19 protein-coding genes are annotated in these 19790 nt (G+C 38.5%); 9 read left to right on the plus strand and 10 right to left on the minus strand.

Annotation, left to right across the window (positions count from 1 at the left end; translation table 11 throughout):
- Nucleotides 1–45: 45 nt before the first annotated feature.
- The 9 genes from EWM59_RS17130 to EWM59_RS17170 all read right to left on the minus strand — a co-directional run bounded on the left by EWM59_RS17130 (nucleotide 46) and on the right by EWM59_RS17170 (nucleotide 7880).
- Nucleotides 46–324: a type II toxin-antitoxin system RelE family toxin gene (locus EWM59_RS17130; protein ID WP_130022454.1), complete on the minus strand. Its 279-nt coding sequence runs from the start codon at nucleotides 322–324 to the stop codon at nucleotides 46–48.
- A gap of 7 nt (nucleotides 325–331) precedes the next feature.
- Nucleotides 332–541, minus strand: a complete 210-nt coding sequence (locus EWM59_RS17135; protein ID WP_130022455.1) for a hypothetical protein — start codon at nucleotides 539–541, stop codon at nucleotides 332–334.
- 173 nt (nucleotides 542–714) lie between these two features.
- Complete coding sequence (locus EWM59_RS17140; protein ID WP_130022456.1) at nucleotides 715–2253, minus strand: Do family serine endopeptidase; 1539 nt, start codon at nucleotides 2251–2253, stop codon at nucleotides 715–717.
- 270 nt (nucleotides 2254–2523) lie between these two features.
- Nucleotides 2524–2955 (minus strand): Hsp20/alpha crystallin family protein, encoded by a 432-nt coding sequence (locus EWM59_RS17145; RefSeq protein WP_130022457.1) that lies wholly within the window; start codon nucleotides 2953–2955, stop codon nucleotides 2524–2526.
- A gap of 241 nt (nucleotides 2956–3196) precedes the next feature.
- On the minus strand, nucleotides 3197–4108 hold the full coding sequence (locus EWM59_RS17150) for a tetratricopeptide repeat protein (protein WP_130022458.1): 912 nt from the start codon (nucleotides 4106–4108) through the stop codon (nucleotides 3197–3199).
- 4 nt (nucleotides 4109–4112) lie between these two features.
- On the minus strand, nucleotides 4113–4841 hold the full coding sequence (locus tag EWM59_RS17155) for an SOS response-associated peptidase (RefSeq protein WP_130022459.1): 729 nt from the start codon (nucleotides 4839–4841) through the stop codon (nucleotides 4113–4115).
- 183 nt (nucleotides 4842–5024) lie between these two features.
- Complete coding sequence (locus EWM59_RS28590) at nucleotides 5025–5684, minus strand: collagen-like protein (protein WP_262709284.1); 660 nt, start codon at nucleotides 5682–5684, stop codon at nucleotides 5025–5027.
- Between the two features lie 125 nt (nucleotides 5685–5809).
- Complete coding sequence (locus EWM59_RS17165; protein ID WP_130022461.1) at nucleotides 5810–6355, minus strand: hypothetical protein; 546 nt, start codon at nucleotides 6353–6355, stop codon at nucleotides 5810–5812.
- A gap of 130 nt (nucleotides 6356–6485) precedes the next feature.
- Complete coding sequence (locus tag EWM59_RS17170; protein ID WP_130022462.1) at nucleotides 6486–7880, minus strand: BamA/TamA family outer membrane protein; 1395 nt, start codon at nucleotides 7878–7880, stop codon at nucleotides 6486–6488.
- A gap of 155 nt (nucleotides 7881–8035) precedes the next feature.
- On the opposite strand from EWM59_RS17170, the gene EWM59_RS17175 reads away from it, so the two are divergent.
- Nucleotides 8036–9253, plus strand: coding sequence for an acyl-CoA dehydrogenase family protein (locus tag EWM59_RS17175; RefSeq protein ID WP_130022463.1), 1218 nt, complete (start codon nucleotides 8036–8038; stop codon nucleotides 9251–9253).
- Nucleotides 9254–9265: 12 nt separating this feature from the next.
- Nucleotides 9266–10054 carry an alpha/beta fold hydrolase gene (locus tag EWM59_RS17180; RefSeq protein WP_130022464.1) on the plus strand — a complete coding sequence of 263 codons (789 nt, stop codon included), beginning with the start codon at nucleotides 9266–9268 and terminating at the stop codon, nucleotides 10052–10054.
- Nucleotides 10055–10157: 103 nt separating this feature from the next.
- Here EWM59_RS17180 and EWM59_RS17185 read toward each other — a convergent pair whose 3' ends face one another.
- On the minus strand, nucleotides 10158–11363 hold the full coding sequence (locus EWM59_RS17185) for a sensor histidine kinase (protein ID WP_130022465.1): 1206 nt from the start codon (nucleotides 11361–11363) through the stop codon (nucleotides 10158–10160).
- Between the two features lie 206 nt (nucleotides 11364–11569).
- On the opposite strand from EWM59_RS17185, the gene rsmH reads away from it, so the two are divergent.
- The 7 genes from rsmH to EWM59_RS17220 all read left to right on the plus strand — a co-directional run bounded on the left by rsmH (nucleotide 11570) and on the right by EWM59_RS17220 (nucleotide 19669).
- The gene (gene rsmH, locus EWM59_RS17190) at nucleotides 11570–12478 is read left to right on the plus strand and encodes a 16S rRNA (cytosine(1402)-N(4))-methyltransferase RsmH (protein ID WP_130022466.1); all 909 of its coding nucleotides are present in this window, start codon (nucleotides 11570–11572) and stop codon (nucleotides 12476–12478) included.
- Nucleotides 12479–12487: 9 nt separating this feature from the next.
- Nucleotides 12488–13471 carry a glycosyltransferase family 2 protein gene (locus EWM59_RS17195; RefSeq protein ID WP_130022467.1) on the plus strand — a complete coding sequence of 328 codons (984 nt, stop codon included), beginning with the start codon at nucleotides 12488–12490 and terminating at the stop codon, nucleotides 13469–13471.
- A gap of 11 nt (nucleotides 13472–13482) precedes the next feature.
- Complete coding sequence (locus tag EWM59_RS17200) at nucleotides 13483–14322, plus strand: glycosyltransferase family 2 protein (RefSeq protein ID WP_130022468.1); 840 nt, start codon at nucleotides 13483–13485, stop codon at nucleotides 14320–14322.
- Between the two features lie 60 nt (nucleotides 14323–14382).
- Complete coding sequence (locus tag EWM59_RS17205) at nucleotides 14383–15300, plus strand: glycosyltransferase (protein WP_130022469.1); 918 nt, start codon at nucleotides 14383–14385, stop codon at nucleotides 15298–15300.
- Between the two features lie 46 nt (nucleotides 15301–15346).
- Nucleotides 15347–17158 carry a hypothetical protein gene (locus EWM59_RS17210; RefSeq protein ID WP_130022470.1) on the plus strand — a complete coding sequence of 604 codons (1812 nt, stop codon included), beginning with the start codon at nucleotides 15347–15349 and terminating at the stop codon, nucleotides 17156–17158.
- Nucleotides 17159–17182: 24 nt separating this feature from the next.
- Nucleotides 17183–18532, plus strand: coding sequence for an NAD(P)/FAD-dependent oxidoreductase (locus tag EWM59_RS17215; RefSeq protein ID WP_130022471.1), 1350 nt, complete (start codon nucleotides 17183–17185; stop codon nucleotides 18530–18532).
- A 192-nt stretch (nucleotides 18533–18724) separates the two neighbouring features.
- Complete coding sequence (locus tag EWM59_RS17220; protein ID WP_130022472.1) at nucleotides 18725–19669, plus strand: glycosyltransferase family 2 protein; 945 nt, start codon at nucleotides 18725–18727, stop codon at nucleotides 19667–19669.
- Nucleotides 19670–19790: the final 121 nt, after the last annotated feature.

Genomic DNA, 19790 nt, shown 5'->3' on the forward strand with positions numbered 1-19790 from the left:
ACTTAAATAAGTCCTATGAAAAGGCAAAAAGCCCTCTAACGGGCTTTATTGATATACTTCTTTCCTATGTGCTACTTTCAAAATATAGATTGTCAAAACATTATTTTCAATAGAATAAATAGCTCTGTAATCGCCAACTCTTATCCTATAAACTTCCTCCAAATCTATCCCTAATGATTTTGGATTAATTAATTTTTTTGTCCCTTGTACATCGTATGGATTCTCCGCAAGTTCCTGAAATTTCTCTCTAAATTTCTTTATATAATCTATAGGCAATTTTTTAAGTTCTTTCAGAGCTTTTCTGCTGATTTCAACTGTGTACATTGAACATTTATTTTGAAGATAAAATTTTGTCAACAGATTCAAAGAAATCTACTTTTTCATCATCAATCCTGTCCTGAACTAATAATAAATCCTGTATATCTTCAAAAAACTCTTTCATTATCTTATTCTTCAAACTAACTATTACTTCCGTTCTCTCACCTTTTTCGTTAGTAACGAATTTGATATTTTCTGATATGATTTGCGCTTGTGTTGCCATCTTAATAAATCAAATTACATTTAGTTTATACTTTAATAGGCAAACATAAATTTACCTTAATCTCTATATTAAACCAATAAATTCACATAAAAATTTAGAAATTTCATACAAAGCTATACACAAAAAAATCCCAACCATTTGGCTGGGATTCTTATTTGCACTACTCTGCGCCACTATTCCAAACTCAAACCATAACAAGTCGTACGTGATGCACTCTGGTAAGTGCCACAAATCATTACGCCTTCATCTCCGTTTTCTTTCGCTTCTTTTATTGCTGCTTTGAAGTCGTTGATATTGTTGATTTTCTTCTCACCTACTTTCAATACTACAAATCCTTCACGCATTTGTGTATAGTCTGCAATATCGCCATCATAGATTTTCTTCACTACCACACCACTGGATACTCCGATTTTTTGTTTATCTACTGATGAAAGCTCGCCTAAATCAATGCCTAATTTTTCAAAAGTGCTATTAGCTGAAGCCACTTCTTTTTTCAGGAAATCTTTGCCACCGTCACGGTTGCGTAAGGTTACATCGAAATCCCTTAATTTACCATCACGGGATACCGTTACGATAGCAGATTCACCCGGACGTTTACGACCAATCATTTCCTGTAATCTTGGACCACTTTTGGTATCTACGCCATCTACTTTCACAATTACATCACCTTTCTGGATTCCCGCAGCTTTGGCAGCACCATTATCAATCACATCGGCTACATAAATACCTTCTGATACTTTTGAGCCTACTTCTTCTGCTCTTTTGCTATCTAATTCTACAAGGTTGATACCTAAATACCCACGTTGTACATTACCGAATTTAACAATATCAGCTGTTACTTTTTTCACGATACTTGATGGAACCGCAAAAGCATATCCTGCATAAGCACCATTCGGGCTGGCAATAGCTGTATTGATACCGATTAGCTCACCTTTCAGATTTACTAAGGCTCCACCACTATTGCCCGGGTTTACAGCAGCATCGGTCTGGATAAATGACTCGATAGCATCGCTTGTTCTTTGTTGACGGTCATCGCCATAACGTCTGTACATTTGTTGTTGTTTCTGTGCCAAGATACCGATGTTACGGCCTTTTGCACTTACAATACCTGCAGTTACAGTCGATTCCAGATTGAAAGGGTTACCTACTGCCAACACCCACTCTCCTACTTTCACATTATCAGAGTTGGCAAATGCCATTGCAGGGAAGTTTGAACCTTCTATTTTAATAACGGCAATGTCTGTCGATGGGTCAGTTCCTAATACCTTCGCTTTATATGAACGGTGGTCAGAAGTGACTACTTCTAATTCATCTGCCCCTTCTACTACGTGGTTGTTAGTGGCAATGTAACCATCGTTTGAGATAATTACACCTGAACCCGAAGATTCCTGCTGCTGATTACCGCCACGTGGCATTCCGAACGGAGAGTCGTCGCCAAAGAAATCATCGAAAATAGAGCGTTGTTGACGCACCATACGAGATGATTTAGCTTTGATGTGTACTACCGATGGAGTCGATAATTCTGCTGCGTAAGTGAAATCGCCGGGAACGGCGCCACCTCCGGGAAAGTTGGCTAAACGATTAATAGAGGTTGGTGATGAGGCTTCGTTAAAAATTACATCTTTTCCTTCAAAACCTAACATACGATACCCACCTATGGTAACGATACTACTGGCCAAAGCAATACCGATTGTTTTTAATGTGTTGTTCATAGTTCTTTACTGCTGATTTAAAACTGAATTATTCTGATTACACTGATTGGGGTTACAATCATTGGTAAAATATTATCAAATCTGACTCTTTGCTTTATAGGATAACAAAAATAATGTCTTTGTTGTTTTATACAAATTTAACGTAAAACCATTTACTATAATTCGTAGTGCTGTGGATTTTTAACAAATTTTAACTATCGGGTTTTCTGGTACTAATAAAGGGCAGGAAACCCTGTGGAATCCTGCCCTTTTAAAAAGGATTACGGCTATTTATGCTATTTCAATTAAACGTGGTTCTTTTGGTTTTGCTTCCTCTTTTTTAGGCAATGATAACCCTAAAACGCCTTCGTTATAAGAGGCAACTATTTTATCGCCATCAACCGTTTTTGGTAAAGTAAACGAACGTTTGAATGAAGAATAATTAAATTCTTTACGAGTGTATTTACCATTGTCTTTGCTTTCTTCGCTTTCAGTTTTTTGTTCAGCCGAAATGGTTAATACATTTTCGTGAATATTAATTTTGAAATCTTCTTTTTTCAAGCCCGGAGCAGCCAATTCAAGTTTAAATTCGTTTTCATCTTCTAATACATTCACTGCAGGGAATGAGTGTTGATGAGTTGGTGCTACTCGCTCGAAATCATTAAAAAAGTTTTGTAATACTGATGGAAATGTAGGTGCGAAACTTCTTACTAATGTTGCCATGGTTTTATAAATTTTATCTTGTTTAACATTTAACTGCCACAACCTTGTGGCGACGTATGCTATATTATCAATTTGTGTACCACTACAAAAACAAAGACAAAATGACATATATTTACTATTAAAAGAAAGAAGCAAATGACAAATTGTCATTTACACTATTTAAAGACTGCTAAAACGTCATAAAACCAAGAGGGAGCCGGCTTATGACCAACTCCCTCTCAGCTTGCGTGTATTTGTTCTATCAATCCAGTTTCTTTAATAATTCTTTGGCATAGGCATTATCCGGATTTACGGCCAGTGATTTTTCACAATATTGAAGTGCCATTTTTTTCTGCCCTTTCTTTTGATAGGCTTCGGCTAACCGATAAAATCCGTTATCGCTTTGCGGATTGCTTGTTACCGCTTTCTGATAATAATTAATAGCCATATCATAATTTTCTTTATCAAGATATAACCCTCCCAGATTGAAATTAGCCTCATAATGCTTTGGATTGAAACGCACTACCGATTCAAGGTCGGCTATAGCTCCGTTTACATTACCCAAAGCTGTCTTGCAATTCCCTCTTTTATAATAGCTCATTTCGGGATTAATTCCTAAACTGATACAACGGTCGAAGGCTACAAGCGCTTTTTCAGTATCATTACGGGTATAAAACTCCATCGCTTTTTTAAATAACTGTGGTGGAGGAATCTTATTGATTTCTTCTGTCAAATCAACTTCTTCGTTGGCGTTGTTATCCATTTTCAACTCAAAGCCATCAAATATCTCTACATTATTGGCATTAGCCAATGCTTTCAGTTCTTTTCCTCTCTCAATGGCAGAACCTGCCGTGTGCGCTTCTTTTTTACGAACTTCTAACTGGAATTTCCCCTTTACTTTAGCAATCCCTATATACTGATAATCCTGGTTAATCAGGACTTCTTTTAGGTGAGCTATATCTTTTGGGTCGCTATCTATAAAATAGTAATGATAATCTACGGGCTCTTCCTCATTAAAACCATTGTTTTTCAGATGTGTAAAAAGTGTCTGCACTTCGCTGGCATGGTTACATTTCTGCCCCAGACTAACCAATGGCATCACCGATATAGCCCAAAAGCCAAAACTGATACCACTCTTGTGAAGAGATAAATTTTTAATTATGCTATTAATCATACAATTAAAAAAGACTGGTTTGTGTAATCTCTGAATAGGTGTAGGGTTTCAGCACATCAGGTGTATTTGAGTCTTTCTCCGAAATTCTGCGGCTTATGGTATAAGCCTCCATTTTCTTTTCGTCGAAAGGTCTGGCAAAAGAGTCTATGGTAGTTTCATCAAACCCTTTATGAAGCCAATCCAGTTCAGTTTCCTTAGCTAATATAACGGGCATTCTTTTCTTCGAATTGTGTATCCGTGCCATTAAAGGATTGGCATCGGTGGTAAGAATCGAAAAGGTTTCTTTCGTTTCTCCGCTTTGTTTATCAGTCCACACCTCCCATATTCCGGCCATACTGAAAATCTCTTCGTCTTTCAGATGAATGTAATACGGAAATTTTTTGCTGCCTATGGTTTGCCATTCAAAGAAACCCGTGGCAGGCACTAGGCAATGTCTTTTATGAGCCGATTCTCTGAAAGACGGTTTTTCAAAAATGGTTTCTATGCGTGCATTAGGCGTATTTTTGCGCAATTCCATCGCTTTATCATGGTTGCTTGCCCATGACGGTATCAAACCCCATTGCATCAGTTGAATCGTATCGGGTTCGGCATCAGTAATAACAGGCAAAGGCAAAAAGCTGAAAGCATTTGCATGATACACTGGTTTTACCTTTTCTGAATCGTTGAATTTTTTGGCTCTGTACCGCTCTTTCAGCCTGTCAGGGTCAATTGCCTGTGATAGATGATAACACATTTTTGTAGGATGTTTTGTGGAAATAAGTATGCAAATAAAATACTAATTTACGCATTTACAGGCATTCAGGCAAGGATTTTCTGCCTGAATTCAGGTGCTGACAGTTTTACCAAATGCCTGTAAAAAAGCAAAGACACCCCGAAGAGTGTCTTTACCATCCCATTTCCTGACAAATTTTCCAAACTATTCCGGGATTCCGAAAGCGCGGGCAACAGCTTCAAAATTAGTATAATCTAAATTGGCTCTTGCTTGTACGCCTCCGGGTATAATAACGTAACGAAACTGCAAATTATTGGCTGGTTTGCCTGATGGTTCTAATAATTCCAGAAAATTAAAAATTACTTTCTCCATACTTATGCCAACATTATAATTGCTGATGCTCGAATTGGTGGTTAAAGTAAGCGGCAGTAAAAAACTTGCACTATTGGCATTCTGGCGGCTATACGCTAAAACCACACCTCTATCTACAATATCCTGCGTAATTTTTCCTTCGGCTATGGTATAAGTATAATTAATTTCCGACAATTTCTGCCAGTCGCTGGTATTGGGTATAAACCAACCCGAATAAATGACATTGGCCGTACCGGGGTCTCCTTTATCGCCCTTGTCTCCCGTAGCTCCATTAGACCCGTTTGTGCCAGGGTCTCCTTTATCACCCTGGGTGCCTGTTGCGCCTGTTGGGCCGGTAGCTCCGGCCGGACCCGTTGCACCCGGAGACCCGGTCGCTCCTGTGGCCCCCGTTACCCCTTGTGGTCCGGCTGCTCCGTCAGGTCCTTGAGGGCCTTCGCACGCAGCTATTATCAGGCAACTAATTACTATCAGTGGAAGTAGTTTTGTTTTCATGTTCATGTCTTGTGCAATAGTTTGGATTTTATTTTTCTGTATATCTGCGCTAAAAATATCAAAATTAGTCCATAAAAAACCCTCTAAGTTTTATTTTTCTCAGAGGGTTAATGTTGATGTAAAATTTAAATCGATTTGGGTTGCTGGGTAAATCTTACTTCAAGACCTCTGTCCAATTTATTCTTCACAACTTTAATGCTGACTTGTCCTGTGGGTTTAATTTTCCATACAAGTATCGGGTTTTCCGATACAGGCTTTCCATAGCGTACCGAAAACAAATTACTAAGTTCCTGCTTTAGGCTTTCATTTGTTTCGTCGGTGTTCATATAGATGTCTAATTCAATACCTGAAACACGATTCTGACTGTTTTTCTCATAAAGAATGTCAACGGTTTCAAGATTTTCAGAGTCAAAAGAATAGCCAACGTGCGAATCTTCTTCTTCAAAAAGTTCGGTTGTTTCTTTCTTTTTTACTTCTTCTATTGAATCGCCAAATTTAACACCTCGTAAAAGACCTTCACCTGTACCCATAATGTTACGAGCCAGGGTTTGCACATTGCTTGAGGCAGGTGCTGTTGGTGGGGATGGGACACTTACTTCCACTTTCTGGGTTTCTTTTGGGTTACTACAAGCAAGAATAAACAAAATTAAAACAAAAATGTAGATTTTCATGATTTTGAACGAATTGTATCGGTATTTAATCTATTATAGAATATGTTTAAAAACTCTTGTTCTACCTGCAAAGGCAATCGTACAACACCTGTTTTCTGGTCAGGTAGTAAATTTTAAACATCATCTGTATTTAAAAATCTCTGGTAACCGCAAAAAAAACTCTTCTCTCCCCTAAACCATTTAATGAATAATTGATTCTTCCGACTACGTTGTAAAATGTAACTACATCAAGCCCTAAACCTGTTCCGGCAATGAGTTTGTTTGCCAAACGACTATTATTCCATGCCGAAAACTCATTCTTAACGTACCCAACGTCAATAAATGAATTTAAGTATGCCGCTATCGGAAAAGTATTGAATTGTTTTATTTTAAGATACTTTTTCAAATCAAAGGTGCGGTTAAAAAGTTGGTACTTCAGGTTGGTTTTTATGAGTCCGTATCGTTGCCCGTCAATCACATAGAGTTCATAGCCTCTTACCAGGTCGTTACGATACCCTAAGCCCAATGTTTGTAAAAAAGGCTGTGTTTTCGGGAATGACACTCTGCCTCTTACACTATAATTGGCGTAGAATTTTTTTCCTAAAGGGATATACTGTGTGAATCCTGCCGATAAACTGAATAAATTGATATTATCGCTCGGTAATAATCCATATTTGGTAGCCCCGAAACTCACCGAATAGCCATCTAACGCATATTGTCTGTTATCTCTTTTATCATACACATAAGCATAACTCGCCAGGAAGTAATTCTGTTTTTGTCTGGCCTCTAAAAGATAGTTCGGATTAAGCACTGCAATGGTATCACCTATCTGTACTTGTGTATAACTCAGTTCTAATTGTTGATTCTGATAAAAACCTTTTCGTTGGCTAAAAACCGAATAGATATACAACCGTTCTCTTTGCTTGCTTTCACTTTGAAAAAACTGTAATTTATCTTGCCAGGTACGGTAAGCCATTGTTTTATTCATCACATAGAGCACACCTACCGATATTCTTTTGGTCAGGTCTTTATCTAAATAAGGCGTCGAATATGCTATTTCGAAATTAGGCACAAAACCAAATTCTGCCCGTAGTTTTAGCTGGTCGTTATTTCCTGTCAGGTTTGAATGCTTACTATACACCCCATAAATAGTGCGTTTTAAATCCCGCTTTCGTTCATACCACCATTCATTAAAATTACGGTCGGCTAAATAAAACACCGGAAAAGCGACAAAATAGAGGCGTTCTTTTACTTCAATTTCTAAATCAATTACCGAATCGCTGATGTCTATTACAGCTATATTTACCGCAATAAACAGATTGGTATTCACTATTTTCCTGCGATCTGTTTCTAATACTTCATTCATTAATGCTTTTTTCAGACTGTCTCCGGGTCTTACTCCTACTTCACGCAGAATAATTTTGTCTTTGGTGCGCACATTCCCTTTTATCAATATCTGGCGAACAAATACCGAATCGGCAGCAAAGCCCTGGCAATAGCAGACCTGTAAAAAGCAAAACACAAAAAAGAATCTGAATTTATTCATTCAAGCGGGTAGATAGGAAATTTCGTTTTAGCACCTGAAGCTGGTTTCAAAAACCAAAATTACGCTATTTCTATCAAAAAACTTAAAATTTTACAAATCAATACAGGAAATCTAAATTATTACCATATTTACAAATTCAACCTTAAAACCTGTTTATGGAGCGTTTGTTTATTACTGAGAAAATCAGCACGCTATTACCTAAGATTAAAGAATTTGTAGTCAACGAATTATATCCTTTAGAAACTACCGAAAATCTTACTCATCATTTCTCTTACATAGAGCCTGTGCTGCAACAAAAAAGAGCGTTGGTAAAAAAAGCAGGATTGTGGGGGTTGCACTTGCCTGAAAAAGAAGGTGGGTTGGAACTGAGCCTTTGCGAGTTCGGGCAGATAAGTGAAATTTTAGCGATGACACCATTCGGGCATTTTGTATTTAATACACAGGCACCTGACATTGGCAATACCGAACTGATGCATAAATATGCCCCCAAGCACCTGAAAGACCAATACCTGAAACCTTTGATGGATGGGGCTATCAGAAGCTGTTTTTCTATGACCGAGCCTGAATTTGCAGGGTCTAACCCTACCCGTATGGGTACAATGGCCATCAAAGACGGCGATGATTATGTGATAAATGGTCATAAATGGTTTACCTCGTCGGCCGATGGTGCGGCGTTTGCCATTGTGATGGCCGTAACCAACCCCGATGCAGCCCCTCATAAAAGGGCCAGCCAGATACTGGTACCCACTGATACGCCCGGTTTTAAACTGGTAAGGAATATTCCGATTATGGGACATGCAGGTGATAGCTGGGCAAGCCATGCAGAAGTAACCTACGAAAATGTACGAGTACCTCAAGCCAATCTGATTGGTGTAGAAGGAGCCGGATTTTTATTAGCTCAGGAACGTTTAGGGCCAGGCAGAATACACCATTGTATGCGTTTTATAGGCATTGCTGAGCGTAGTTTTGAACTGATGTGTAGGTATGCGGTTTCGAGAGAAATGGAAGAAGGAGTTGTACTGGGTGAAAAGCAGTTTATTCAAGGGTTTATTGCTGAAAGTAGGGCAGAGATTGATGCGGCACGTTTGTTGGTACTACGAACAGCCAAAAATATAGACGAACAGGGAGCAGCAAATGTACGTGACGAAATATCGATGATAAAGTTCTTTACAGCTAATATGATGCTTCGGGTAATTGATAGAGCCATACAAACGCATGGTGCATTAGGCATGACCAACGATATTCTGTTATCGCATTGGTACTCGCACGAAAGAGCCGCCCGTATTTATGATGGTGCCGATGAAGTACATAAAACAGCCTTAGCCCGTGGTATCCTGAAGGACTATGGTCTGGATGTCAGGAAAGGCAAATAATTTAATACCCCTATGAAAACCCTAATATTTATCCTTCTATGGCCATTACTGGTTGTTGCTCAGCATGAGAGAGAACCCTTATTCACTTCTTTTGATGGCACAAAAATTCATTATGAAGTAACAGGTGAAGGTACGCCTGTGGTACTGCTTCATGGTTTTATGAGTAGTAGCAAATCATGGAAAAGAGGAGTGCTGATTCAGACATTGGCTGATAATGGCTTTAAAGTCATTAATGTTGACTTAAGAGGCAACGGGGTATCTGACAAACCTCATTCGTTAGCGGCCTATCAGGAAAATGCCGAGATAAAAGATGTAATGGCATTAATGAAGCATCTGGGCTTTAAAAAATACCATGTAGTAGGCTATTCAAGAGGCGCGATTCTGGTAGCCAAACAACTGACCTTAGACAAACATATTATGAAAGCCGTAATTGGTGGGGCAGGAGTTGATTTTACAAATCCGAACTGGGAAAGAAGAAAGATGTTTGCCGAAGCCTTTTCGGGTAAGGCGCACTTGTATCCCGAAACTAAAGGAGCCATTGAAAGTGCCAGAAGAAATGGCGTAGATACATTAGTAATGGGTTATCTGCAAAAAGTACAACCTACTACCCTGCCTTCTGAATTAGCCAAAGTTAAAAAGCCCGTACTTGTGATTTCAGGTGAACAGGATAGTGATAATGGTGATGTACCTGCCCTGGCAAAGATGATACCTCACTCTACTTTGAAAACCGTTCCGGGAAATCATGGGAATACTTCTATTTCAGAAGCATTTGCCAAGGAGATTGTGGCTTTTTTGAAATAAAATATATCACGATTTTTGAAATCGTAGTTTGTAGATAACCAGTAAAATAATTAGGCCTTAGCATACAAAACCATGACAAGTTGAAGAGTTGTGATACAATTCATCAAGCCACATCTAATATAATCCTGAACGTAGTTCCCTTATCAACCTGGGTTTCTTTTACATACAGTCTTCCGTCATGATAATTTTCGATGATGCGTCTGGCTAAGGTAAGCCCAAGCCCCCAGCCTCTCTTTTTAGTACTGAAACCCGGTTTGAATATTTTGCGCAGATTGGTCTGAGAAATCCCTTTACCTGTATCTGTTACATCAATGGCTATTCTGTTTTTATTCAGAGGCAATAGCGATACAAATAATTCTCCCTTGCCAACCATCGCATCAACGGCATTCTTACAAAGGTTTTCTATCACCCATTCAAATAAATGCCGGTTTACTTCTACCATTGTATCATCTGGTATCTGACTTGCGAAATGCACTTTTACTTTGGTCGAAATTCTTCTTTCTAAATATTTTAGTGTCTGCTCTACCATTTCTGCAATTCTCTCCTTACTCATCTGCGGAATAGACCCTATATTCGAGAAACGGGTAGTAATGGTTTCCAGTCGCTTCACGTCTTTCTCCATTTCATCACCTATACTTGCATCAAATTCAGGGTTAGCTCTTAACACTTCTACCCATGCCATCAAGGCTGATATAGGCGTACCCAACTGGTGAGCCGTTTCTTTAGCTAAACCAACCCATACACGATTTTGCTCGGCTTTGCGTGATGAGCTATAAGCGATATAGGCCAAAGAACCAAAAATCAGAAAAGTGCCTATTAAAATATAAGGAAAATACCGCAATTGTTTGACTACTACCGAATTGCTATAATAAACATAGCCTTTATCTTTGCCAGCGACAAACTCAATTGGCGGATGCTCCTGTCCCATTTCTGCCACTATATTATATTTAAAATCCAGGAGTTCCTGCTCTGTCCACTTTCTGGTTTTATCTTCAAGCTCTGGTATATTCTGATGAGTTTTTGACGGTACGCCGTTGATGACCAATATCATCGGAACTGTTTCATTCGCCTCTAACATTTCCTGTACATAGGTATAATCGCATGAGCTATTGAGGCTCTGCTCAATGGTAAATCTAATCCCTTCTGCATAGAGTTTAGCATACTTTTTCTCACGGCCATCAAGCGTTTCACCCAGTTGATTAAAATAATATAGAATACCTGTGCCTACCAGTAACAATATAATAATTGCAAAAAACCGCCAGCCCGTAATTTGCTCATATATATTTACAAACACCTCTCGTCGTGCCATGAAAAATTAGATTTTGAATAGTTTTAGGGATAAAGGTGTATCTTTTTTCTGAATATCCTTTATTCGTTTATAGATATTCCAACGAAAATTCATCAAATTAATTTTGCGCTTTTCTGATTACCAAAATTAGATAAACTTCGCTTAAAACGGGAATATTTTCATTTTTCACTATTTTTGCAATTATTATCGATATTTAATTGCTTTATATGTCTGCCTACCATGTACCCGTTATGCTCAAACAATGCCTCGATGGCCTTAATATCAAGCCAGATGGCGTATATATAGATGTAACATTTGGCGGTGGCGGACACTCAAGAGCCATTCTCGAACACCTTACGACAGGTAAACTCTATGGTTTCGACCAGGATGCCGATGCCAAAGCAGAATCTAAATTGATAGAGAATAAAAATTTCACCTTTATTGATGCCAATTTTCGTAATATCAGGCAATATCTGCGTTTATTTGGCGTAAAAAAAGTAGATGGGATTTTAGCCGATTTAGGTATATCATCTCATCAGATTGATACGCCTGAACGTGGCTTCTCTACCCGATTTGATGCAGAACTGGATATGCGTATGAATCAGAAAGCTGATATTACAGCTAAAAATATTGTTAATGAATATTCGGTTGAACAACTGCACAAAATTTTAGGCATGTATGGCGAAATACAAAATGCCCGTACAGCCGCCCAGGCCATCTATACTGCCCGATTGAATAAAAGCATAGATACTATCAAAGATTTGAAAGGTATATTGCAGAAGTTTACACCTCGTGGCAAAGAAAACAAATACTTTGCACAGGTTTTTCAGGCTTTGCGCATTGAAGTCAATCAGGAAATGGCTGTTCTGGAAGAATTTTTGCAACAAACACCTGAGGTATTGGAAGAAGGCGGAAGACTGGTGGTAATGTCGTACCACTCACTGGAAGACCGACTGGTGAAGAACTTTATCAGAAGCGGGAAGTTTGGTGGAGAAGTAGAAAAAGATTTTTTCGGAAATGATTTAAAACCCTTAGAGGCCGTTAATAGAAAAGCAATTGAAGCCAGCGAACAAGAAAGACAACAAAACCCGAGAGCCAGAAGTGCTAAATTGCGAATAGCGGAGCGTATAAAATAAGTGAATGAGATGGTAAAAGTAAGTGTAATGGTTCTGACGTACAAGCACGAAAAATTTATTCGTAAAACGTTAGATTCCATTCTTAGCCAGAAAGTTAATTTCAAGTTTGAGGTATTGGTTGGCGATGATGCTTCGCCTGATAATACGCAGGCTATTATTCGAGAGTATCATCAGAAATACCCTGATATAATTGTTCCTTTGCTTCATCAGGAAAACCTTGGTGGTTTCGGGAAAAATAATACGTTAGTTGCTTTAGAAGCAGCTAAAGGCCAGTACATTGCTCCTATGGACGGCGACGACTACTGGACAGATGATAATAAGCTGCAAAAAATGGCTGACTTTCTGGATACTCACCCCGATTTTGTAGCCTGTTTTCATAATGCAGAGATTATTTTTGACGATGATTCTCACCCTAATCAATTCGTAAATCCGCCTGACCAGAAGGAAATAGTAACCGTAGAAGATTTTATCGGCGAAGATGAGGTGTGGTTTATTGCTACCTCAGCTATTCTGTTTCGTCATGGGGTTATTAATCATTACCCACAGTGGTTTCATGAGTCTAAGAGTGGCGATATTCCCCGTTATATTTTGTTAGGTAAAGGCGGAGGCAAGTTTAAATACATGAATGAGGTAATGTCGGTTTATCGTAAAAACCGTAACAGTGGCATGAGCTTTACTGATGGCTACGCCGATGCTGAATTTCTGAAAAACCGCATAGATATGTATAGAGGCATTGACAAAGAGCTAAACTACCGTTTTCATCAGACTCTCAATAAGAATGTTGCCCGTTATTATAGAATGATGCTTGATAGTAAGCAATATGTTGATAAATATTTCAAAAAAGTGTCTGCTGCTATTCAGTATCTCAGGTTAGGTAAACCTTCTTCTGCTACTACTAAAGAAATTATAAGAGAGTATATTTTCCCTAAATGGTTGAGCAGAACTTATAGTTTTTTTGCGCTCTTGCCGCATCGTATCAAAAATAACACCTAAAATTACTCCACATGCCAGCTACTCATCCAAAAGTCAGTGTTTGTATTCCTACTTATAACCACGAACAATTTATCCGTCAGACATTAGATGGAATACTGATGCAAAAAACTGATTTCGAGATTGAGATTGTGATTGGCGATGATGCTTCTACCGATAATGCTCCTGCTATTATACGCCAATATGTGGAACAATACCCGCATCTTTTCAATCCGTTTCTTCATCAGGAAAATCAGGGGCCGAAAGAACCGAGAGAATTTGCCGGACGTAACAATGTATTGATGATTGTAAAGGCATGCAAAGGCGATTATGTAGCCATGTGTGAGGGCGATGATTACTGGACAGACCCGCTGAAATTACAAAAGCAATTTGATTTTATGGAGGCCAATAAAGATTATATGATTTGCCACCATAACATGAGAGTGATTTATGAAGATAAGTCTCCCGAACAGCTTTTTAATTTACCGGGACAGAAAATTCATTCAACTATAGAGGATATTTTAGAAGACCGCTGGTTTATTGGTACTGCCAGTATTTTTTATCGCAATTTTTTCCGGGATCACGATTTTGCAGATTGGCACAGTAGAGCCGCCGCAGGAGACTGGGCGATGGTGATACAACTGGCAGCACAGGGTGATATTCATTATATACCTGAAATAATGGGTGTATATAGAAAACACCGTGACGGTTTAAGTAATGTGCAGTCTGCTACCAATTTGTGGTTTCTGAAAAACCGTAAACAGATGTTTATGGATGTGAATAAATGGCTTGATTACAGATATGACGCAACCGTTAAGGAAACTTTAAGGCGATACGATGAACAAATTGAAGCATACGAGCGTAATTTTTCCTAATTTTGCCACACAACCGAATTTTTAAGTAGATGTCCTCAATAGCTATCAGAGGTTTATTGTATGAAAATTACCATTGTTACTCCACTTTTTAATGACTGGGATTGTTTGTATCAGCTCATCGAACAGATTCGATTAGTACTGGCACCTACCAAATACCACAATTACAGCATATTAGTGGTTGACGACTGCTCAAGCCTCGAAGTGGAGAAAGATAAACTAAAAGGACACCCCGTTGAAATTTTACATCTGAACAAAAACCTCGGTCACCAGAAAGCTATTGCCATCGGTCTGTCTTACCTGAATGCCCATTCTGACAATGATTTTTTTGTAGTGATGGACAGCGACGGAGAAGATAAACCGGAGCATTTACCTATTCTGCTTGAAGAAGCGTCTGCTAATGGTGGGAAAGAAATTGTTTTTGCCCGCCGAACCAAACGAAAAGAGAGTTTCCTTTTCAAGATTTTCTACAAGATTTACAAATACGCTTTTATTTTCCTGACCGGAAAGGTGATAAATTTTGGTAATTTTTCGGTGATTCCTAAGAAACTGTTAGATAAAGTTACCCACGTTTCCGACATCTGGAATCATTATCCGGGGGGTATTATCCGTTCAAGGCTTTTGTATAAATCAGTAGGCTTAGAACGAGGCGAGCGATACACCGGTAAATCCAAAATGAATTATACCTCTCTGGTAATACATGGGCTAAGTGCCATAGCAGTTTATATTGATACCGTCTCTGTTCGTCTGTTAATTGCTATTTCATCGCTCAGTTTAGTAGCCATTGTAGGCATTATTATTGTTTTTATTTATAGCAGCTATTTTCCCAGTTGGGCGGTATTAATCATTTTCGGGATTCTGATGCAGGCCTTTCTGAGCGCTTTAATACTGGTTTTTACAGTACTCTCCTATCGGGTAAATTTTAATTTTCTTCCGGCAGCACATTTTCAGGATTATGTCGAATCAGTTGAGAAATTTTAAATGGGCATAACTCCGGAATTAATCACACAAATCATTGAATTTTTGAATGAAAAATAAAGCAGGTATATACTTTCTGATTTTAGCACCAATTATCGCATTTTATGTTTTTGTTGAAAGAAATGCGTTTAACATTGGCTGGAATGACGACTGGCACGGCATAGAGGGTTTTTTAGCCAGTTGGATGCAACAAACCACTTTTGGCGAAAAACTGACACTTCTGTTTTCGCAGATGTGCGAGCATCGCATTATTTATGTGAGACTAAGTACCCTACTTTGTTATAACCTTTTCGGCGAAGTCAATTATAAGATATTGATGCTGATGGGGGTTTCTTATCTGCTCATTCTGCCTTTTGTTTTTTATCGTTTACTGAAAGAGATTAATGTAGGGTTAGCTTACTTGGTGCCTATCATCTTTATTATTTTTAATACCCAGCCTATTGAGAATATATTCTGGGCTATTACTTCTTTACAGCCTAATACCGTAATTATTTTCGGGCTCTGGGGTTTTGGGCTGCTATTATTCAATAAAAAAGCGTGGGCTTTTTATATGGCTAATTTTCTGTTTTTTCTGGCTATGTTTACCAATGGCAATGGTATGTTCTCATTTTTAGCTGCCATTCCTCTGGTTTTATATGCTCGTACTAAAAGTGAGAAAATACAGTATCTAATAATTGTAGTATTTAGTTTTTGGTTGTATTTCCACGATTTCCAGAAACCGGGCATCCGGCCTGATGTGATGGTTAATATCACCCAATTCCCACATATTATCTTAGGCGATTTCTTTGCTTTCTTCGGTTCACCTATTGATAGTACTGTTCAGATTTATGATATTACGGTTAAACACGTAGTAGCTATTGTAGTGGGTCTGGTCATGATTGGCTGGTTGGCGGTGCTATTGTTTACTTTTCTGTATTATCGTTTCTGGTCGAAAGCAAAAAAGAATATGCACAACTGGTTTTATCGATTGTATGATAAACTGTTAAAATATCCCAAATTCAATCTCTATTTGTTGGCGGCTTTTCTGTTTGTGGGTTTAAGTGGGGCTGCTTTTTCAGTGTCAAGAGCCAGTCAGGGATTAGAACAAGCCTTTGCCAGCCGTTATAAAACTGTATCAATTATTCTGTTCATTGTACTGTATCTAAGTTCTTTCAATATTCTTCCTGTCAGCCAGTGGAAAAAATATCTGCAGATTTCGATTATAGTAACCTTGCTATTCAATCTCTTTTCTTATTATGAGAGTTGGGACGATGTAGAGAATCGCCGTCGTTTCTTTGGCACAACCATTCTGAACTGGAAAAACAACGGCCGATACTATTATTATGCCTTTCCTGATTCCCGTAATCCTGACGACCACGCGCCTATTACACAATACCAGCGATTGCCTATTCCACCTTTGAATTATGCAGGTTTTGTGCCGGGTATCATGAAATATGTGAATGATATACTCTGGGTTAGTCGGGTACATTTCAAAAACTATACTCCCCCGGCTGAAATCGATGTAATGCACAAAGCCTTATACGAAAATCAGGTGGCCAATACAGGCAATGAAACGGTGAAGATAACTGATGGCTCTAATACCTTCCGTATAGAAATGGAGAACGTTTTTGTGCCATTCGGCACCCGTTATGATGGTTACTATGCCATTTTTACCAACGAAAAAAATCGTGTGGCTTTTCCTTTAGAAACGCAGGCCAATAAATTTACGACATTTCTGGGTACGCAACGGTTTTATAACAATAGGATTGATGTGATAGTAGCCAAGCCCGAAATACCAAGCGGACAATTCAGTATGAAAATCGGAAAATTAGAAAATAACCAGTTTAAAGTCATTAAGGAACAAACAATTAACATTCAATAAACAAACTACATAATAGCTTTCAACATGAAATTAAATATAATAGGTGGTGGAATGACTGGACTGGCAGCGGCCTATATAGCAGCCAAGCAAGGGATTAAAGTAACCGTGGTTGAGGGGAGCGATAAGTTTGGCGGATTATTGAACACTTTTGAAATTGGCGGCAACCAGTTGGAATATTATTACCATCACTTTTTTACGCAAGATGCCGAATTACGCTGGCTATTGAATGATTTAGGCATTGCTGATAAAGCCTTTTATAAGAAAACAACCATGGGGGTTTTCAGAAATGGCAAAATATATGACTTTAATTCTCCGATGGATTTGCTGAAATTTAAGCCTGTTGGATTTATCGGGAAAATACGTTTTGGTTTAACCAGTATTTTTTTAGGGAAATTTGCTAAATGGCGTGAAAATGAAGAAATATCTACGTTAGACTGGTTTTATAGATGGGCAGGCAAAGACATAACTGATGCACTCTGGAAACCTATGCTCAATATCAAGTTTGGCCCTTATGCCCATCAGGTACCTTTGTCGTGGATGATTGGTCGTATGGCGCAACGGTTGGGTTCTCGTAAAGAAGGCGATGAAAGTTTAGGCTATATACAAGGAAGCTGGAAAACGCTGATAGATACCTTATTGAAGAGATTGGAAGAAATGGGCGTAGAACTCATTAAAAACGAACAGGTAGAAGAATTCAGAATTGAGAATAACGAAATAAAAGGCATTAAGACCAAAAACTTGGAGCTTGGTGGCAATGGTGATAAATTCTTGCTGACCATTCCATCTATTTATTTTGACAAGATTAAAAACTCTCCGCTTGATGCCAATGGTATCGAATACTTTGGGGCAGTATGTACGATTCTGGAATTAAAAAAATCATTCAGTCATATTTACTGGATGAACGTAGCCGACCAGGGCTTCCCGTTTGGTGGCGTAATTGAACATACCAATTTTATACCGAAGGAGCAGTACAATGGCTCGCACATTGTGTATTTATCCCGCTACTTTGCCATGAGCGAAGATCTGGCAAAAATGAGTAATGATGAAATCAGAGCCTTAATGATTCCGCCATTGAAGCGCATCAACCCTGAGTTTTCGGAAGATTGGATTAAAAATGTGTATATCTTCAAAACTAATACGGCTGCCACCGTTTGTGATCTGAATTTTTCGGAGAAAGTACCGGCCTGTGAAACGTCAACCAAAAATTTGTATATAGCCAATATGGCACATATCTACCCTGACGAACGTAGTACCAATAACTCTATCAGAGTAGCTGCTGAGGCATGCAAAGTAATGGGTGTAAACAGTGATTTTGTTCCTTATGGAGCTTCACTTTCAGGAAAGATTGGATTTGGAAACAATTCTGAAAAATAATACGATAATTTTTCAAGCATAAAACTTTTTGGTGTTGATAAGCGTTTCTACATCATACACGTTTTTCAAAGGAAAGTCTTGCTTCGATAAAAAAGCAGGACTTTTTTGTTGCTATCTTTTTCTTCTTTGCCCTTTTGTGTTTCAAATACCCTATCTTTGCGGACTAAACATTCGCACTAAGCCCTTGTTATAATGATTTCTATTGTAATTCCCATTTTTAACGAAGAAGAAAACCTCCAAAATCTTTATAATCGATTAACCGCTGCTGCTCCTTCCTGGGGAGAAGATTATGAAATTGTATTAGTTGATGATGGCTCTCGTGATAGTTCATTAACCATGATGAGAGTGATGGCTGAAAAAGATAGCCGTGTAAGAGTAGTGAAACTTTCCCGCAATTTCGGACATCAGCCTGCTATTTCAGCCGGAATAAAAATTGCCAAAGGCGATGCGATTGTGATTATGGATGGCGACCTGCAAGACCCACCGGAAGAACTACATAGATTTCTGGCTAAATGGAGAGAGGGGTATGAAGTAGTATTTGCAGTAAGAACCAAACGCAAAGAAGGTTTCTTCAAAAAAATGGCGTATTCCACTTTTTATAGAATACTGGCCTGGATTTCAGACATTGAAATTCCATTAGATTCTGGTGATTTTTGTGTAATGGACAGAAAAGTAGTGAATGTATTAGTACACGAGATGCCCGAACAATTGAGATTTGTACGCGGTATGCGTGCCTTTGCCGGATTTAAACAGATTGGTGTTACTTACGAAAGAGCCGAAAGAGCGGCAGGAGAAGTAAAATATACTTTCAAGAAATTAGTGCAGTTAGCATTAGACGGCTTATTCGGCTTTTCAAGTTTCCCACTTCGGCTGGCTACCTATATGGGTTTTATTATCTCTATTCCCTCGTTTTTCTTAGGTATTTTCTTTGTTTTACATCGTTTGATTGGTTTTAAGGTTTTCGGTCATGCCCCCGAAGAGACCCCTGGTACAGCTTCGCTGGCAGTAGGCATGTATTTCTTAGGCGGTGTTATCCTGATTATCTTAGGAATTTTAGGCGAGTACATCGGTAGAATTTATATTGAAGTAAAAAAACGACCGTTCTTTGTGATTGATGAAGTGATTGAGAAGAAATAAAAGACTATAAGAATATTTATATTTTGAATTATGCCATGCTCTAAAAGAGGTGGCATTTATTGTATAGCAGTCCTTTAATGAAATTCCGTTAAATTGTTCTATTAAATTACTGATTTTGCCA

This window comes from Emticicia agri, assembly GCF_004168285.1.
GTDB lineage: Bacteria > Bacteroidota > Bacteroidia > Cytophagales > Spirosomataceae > Emticicia > Emticicia agri.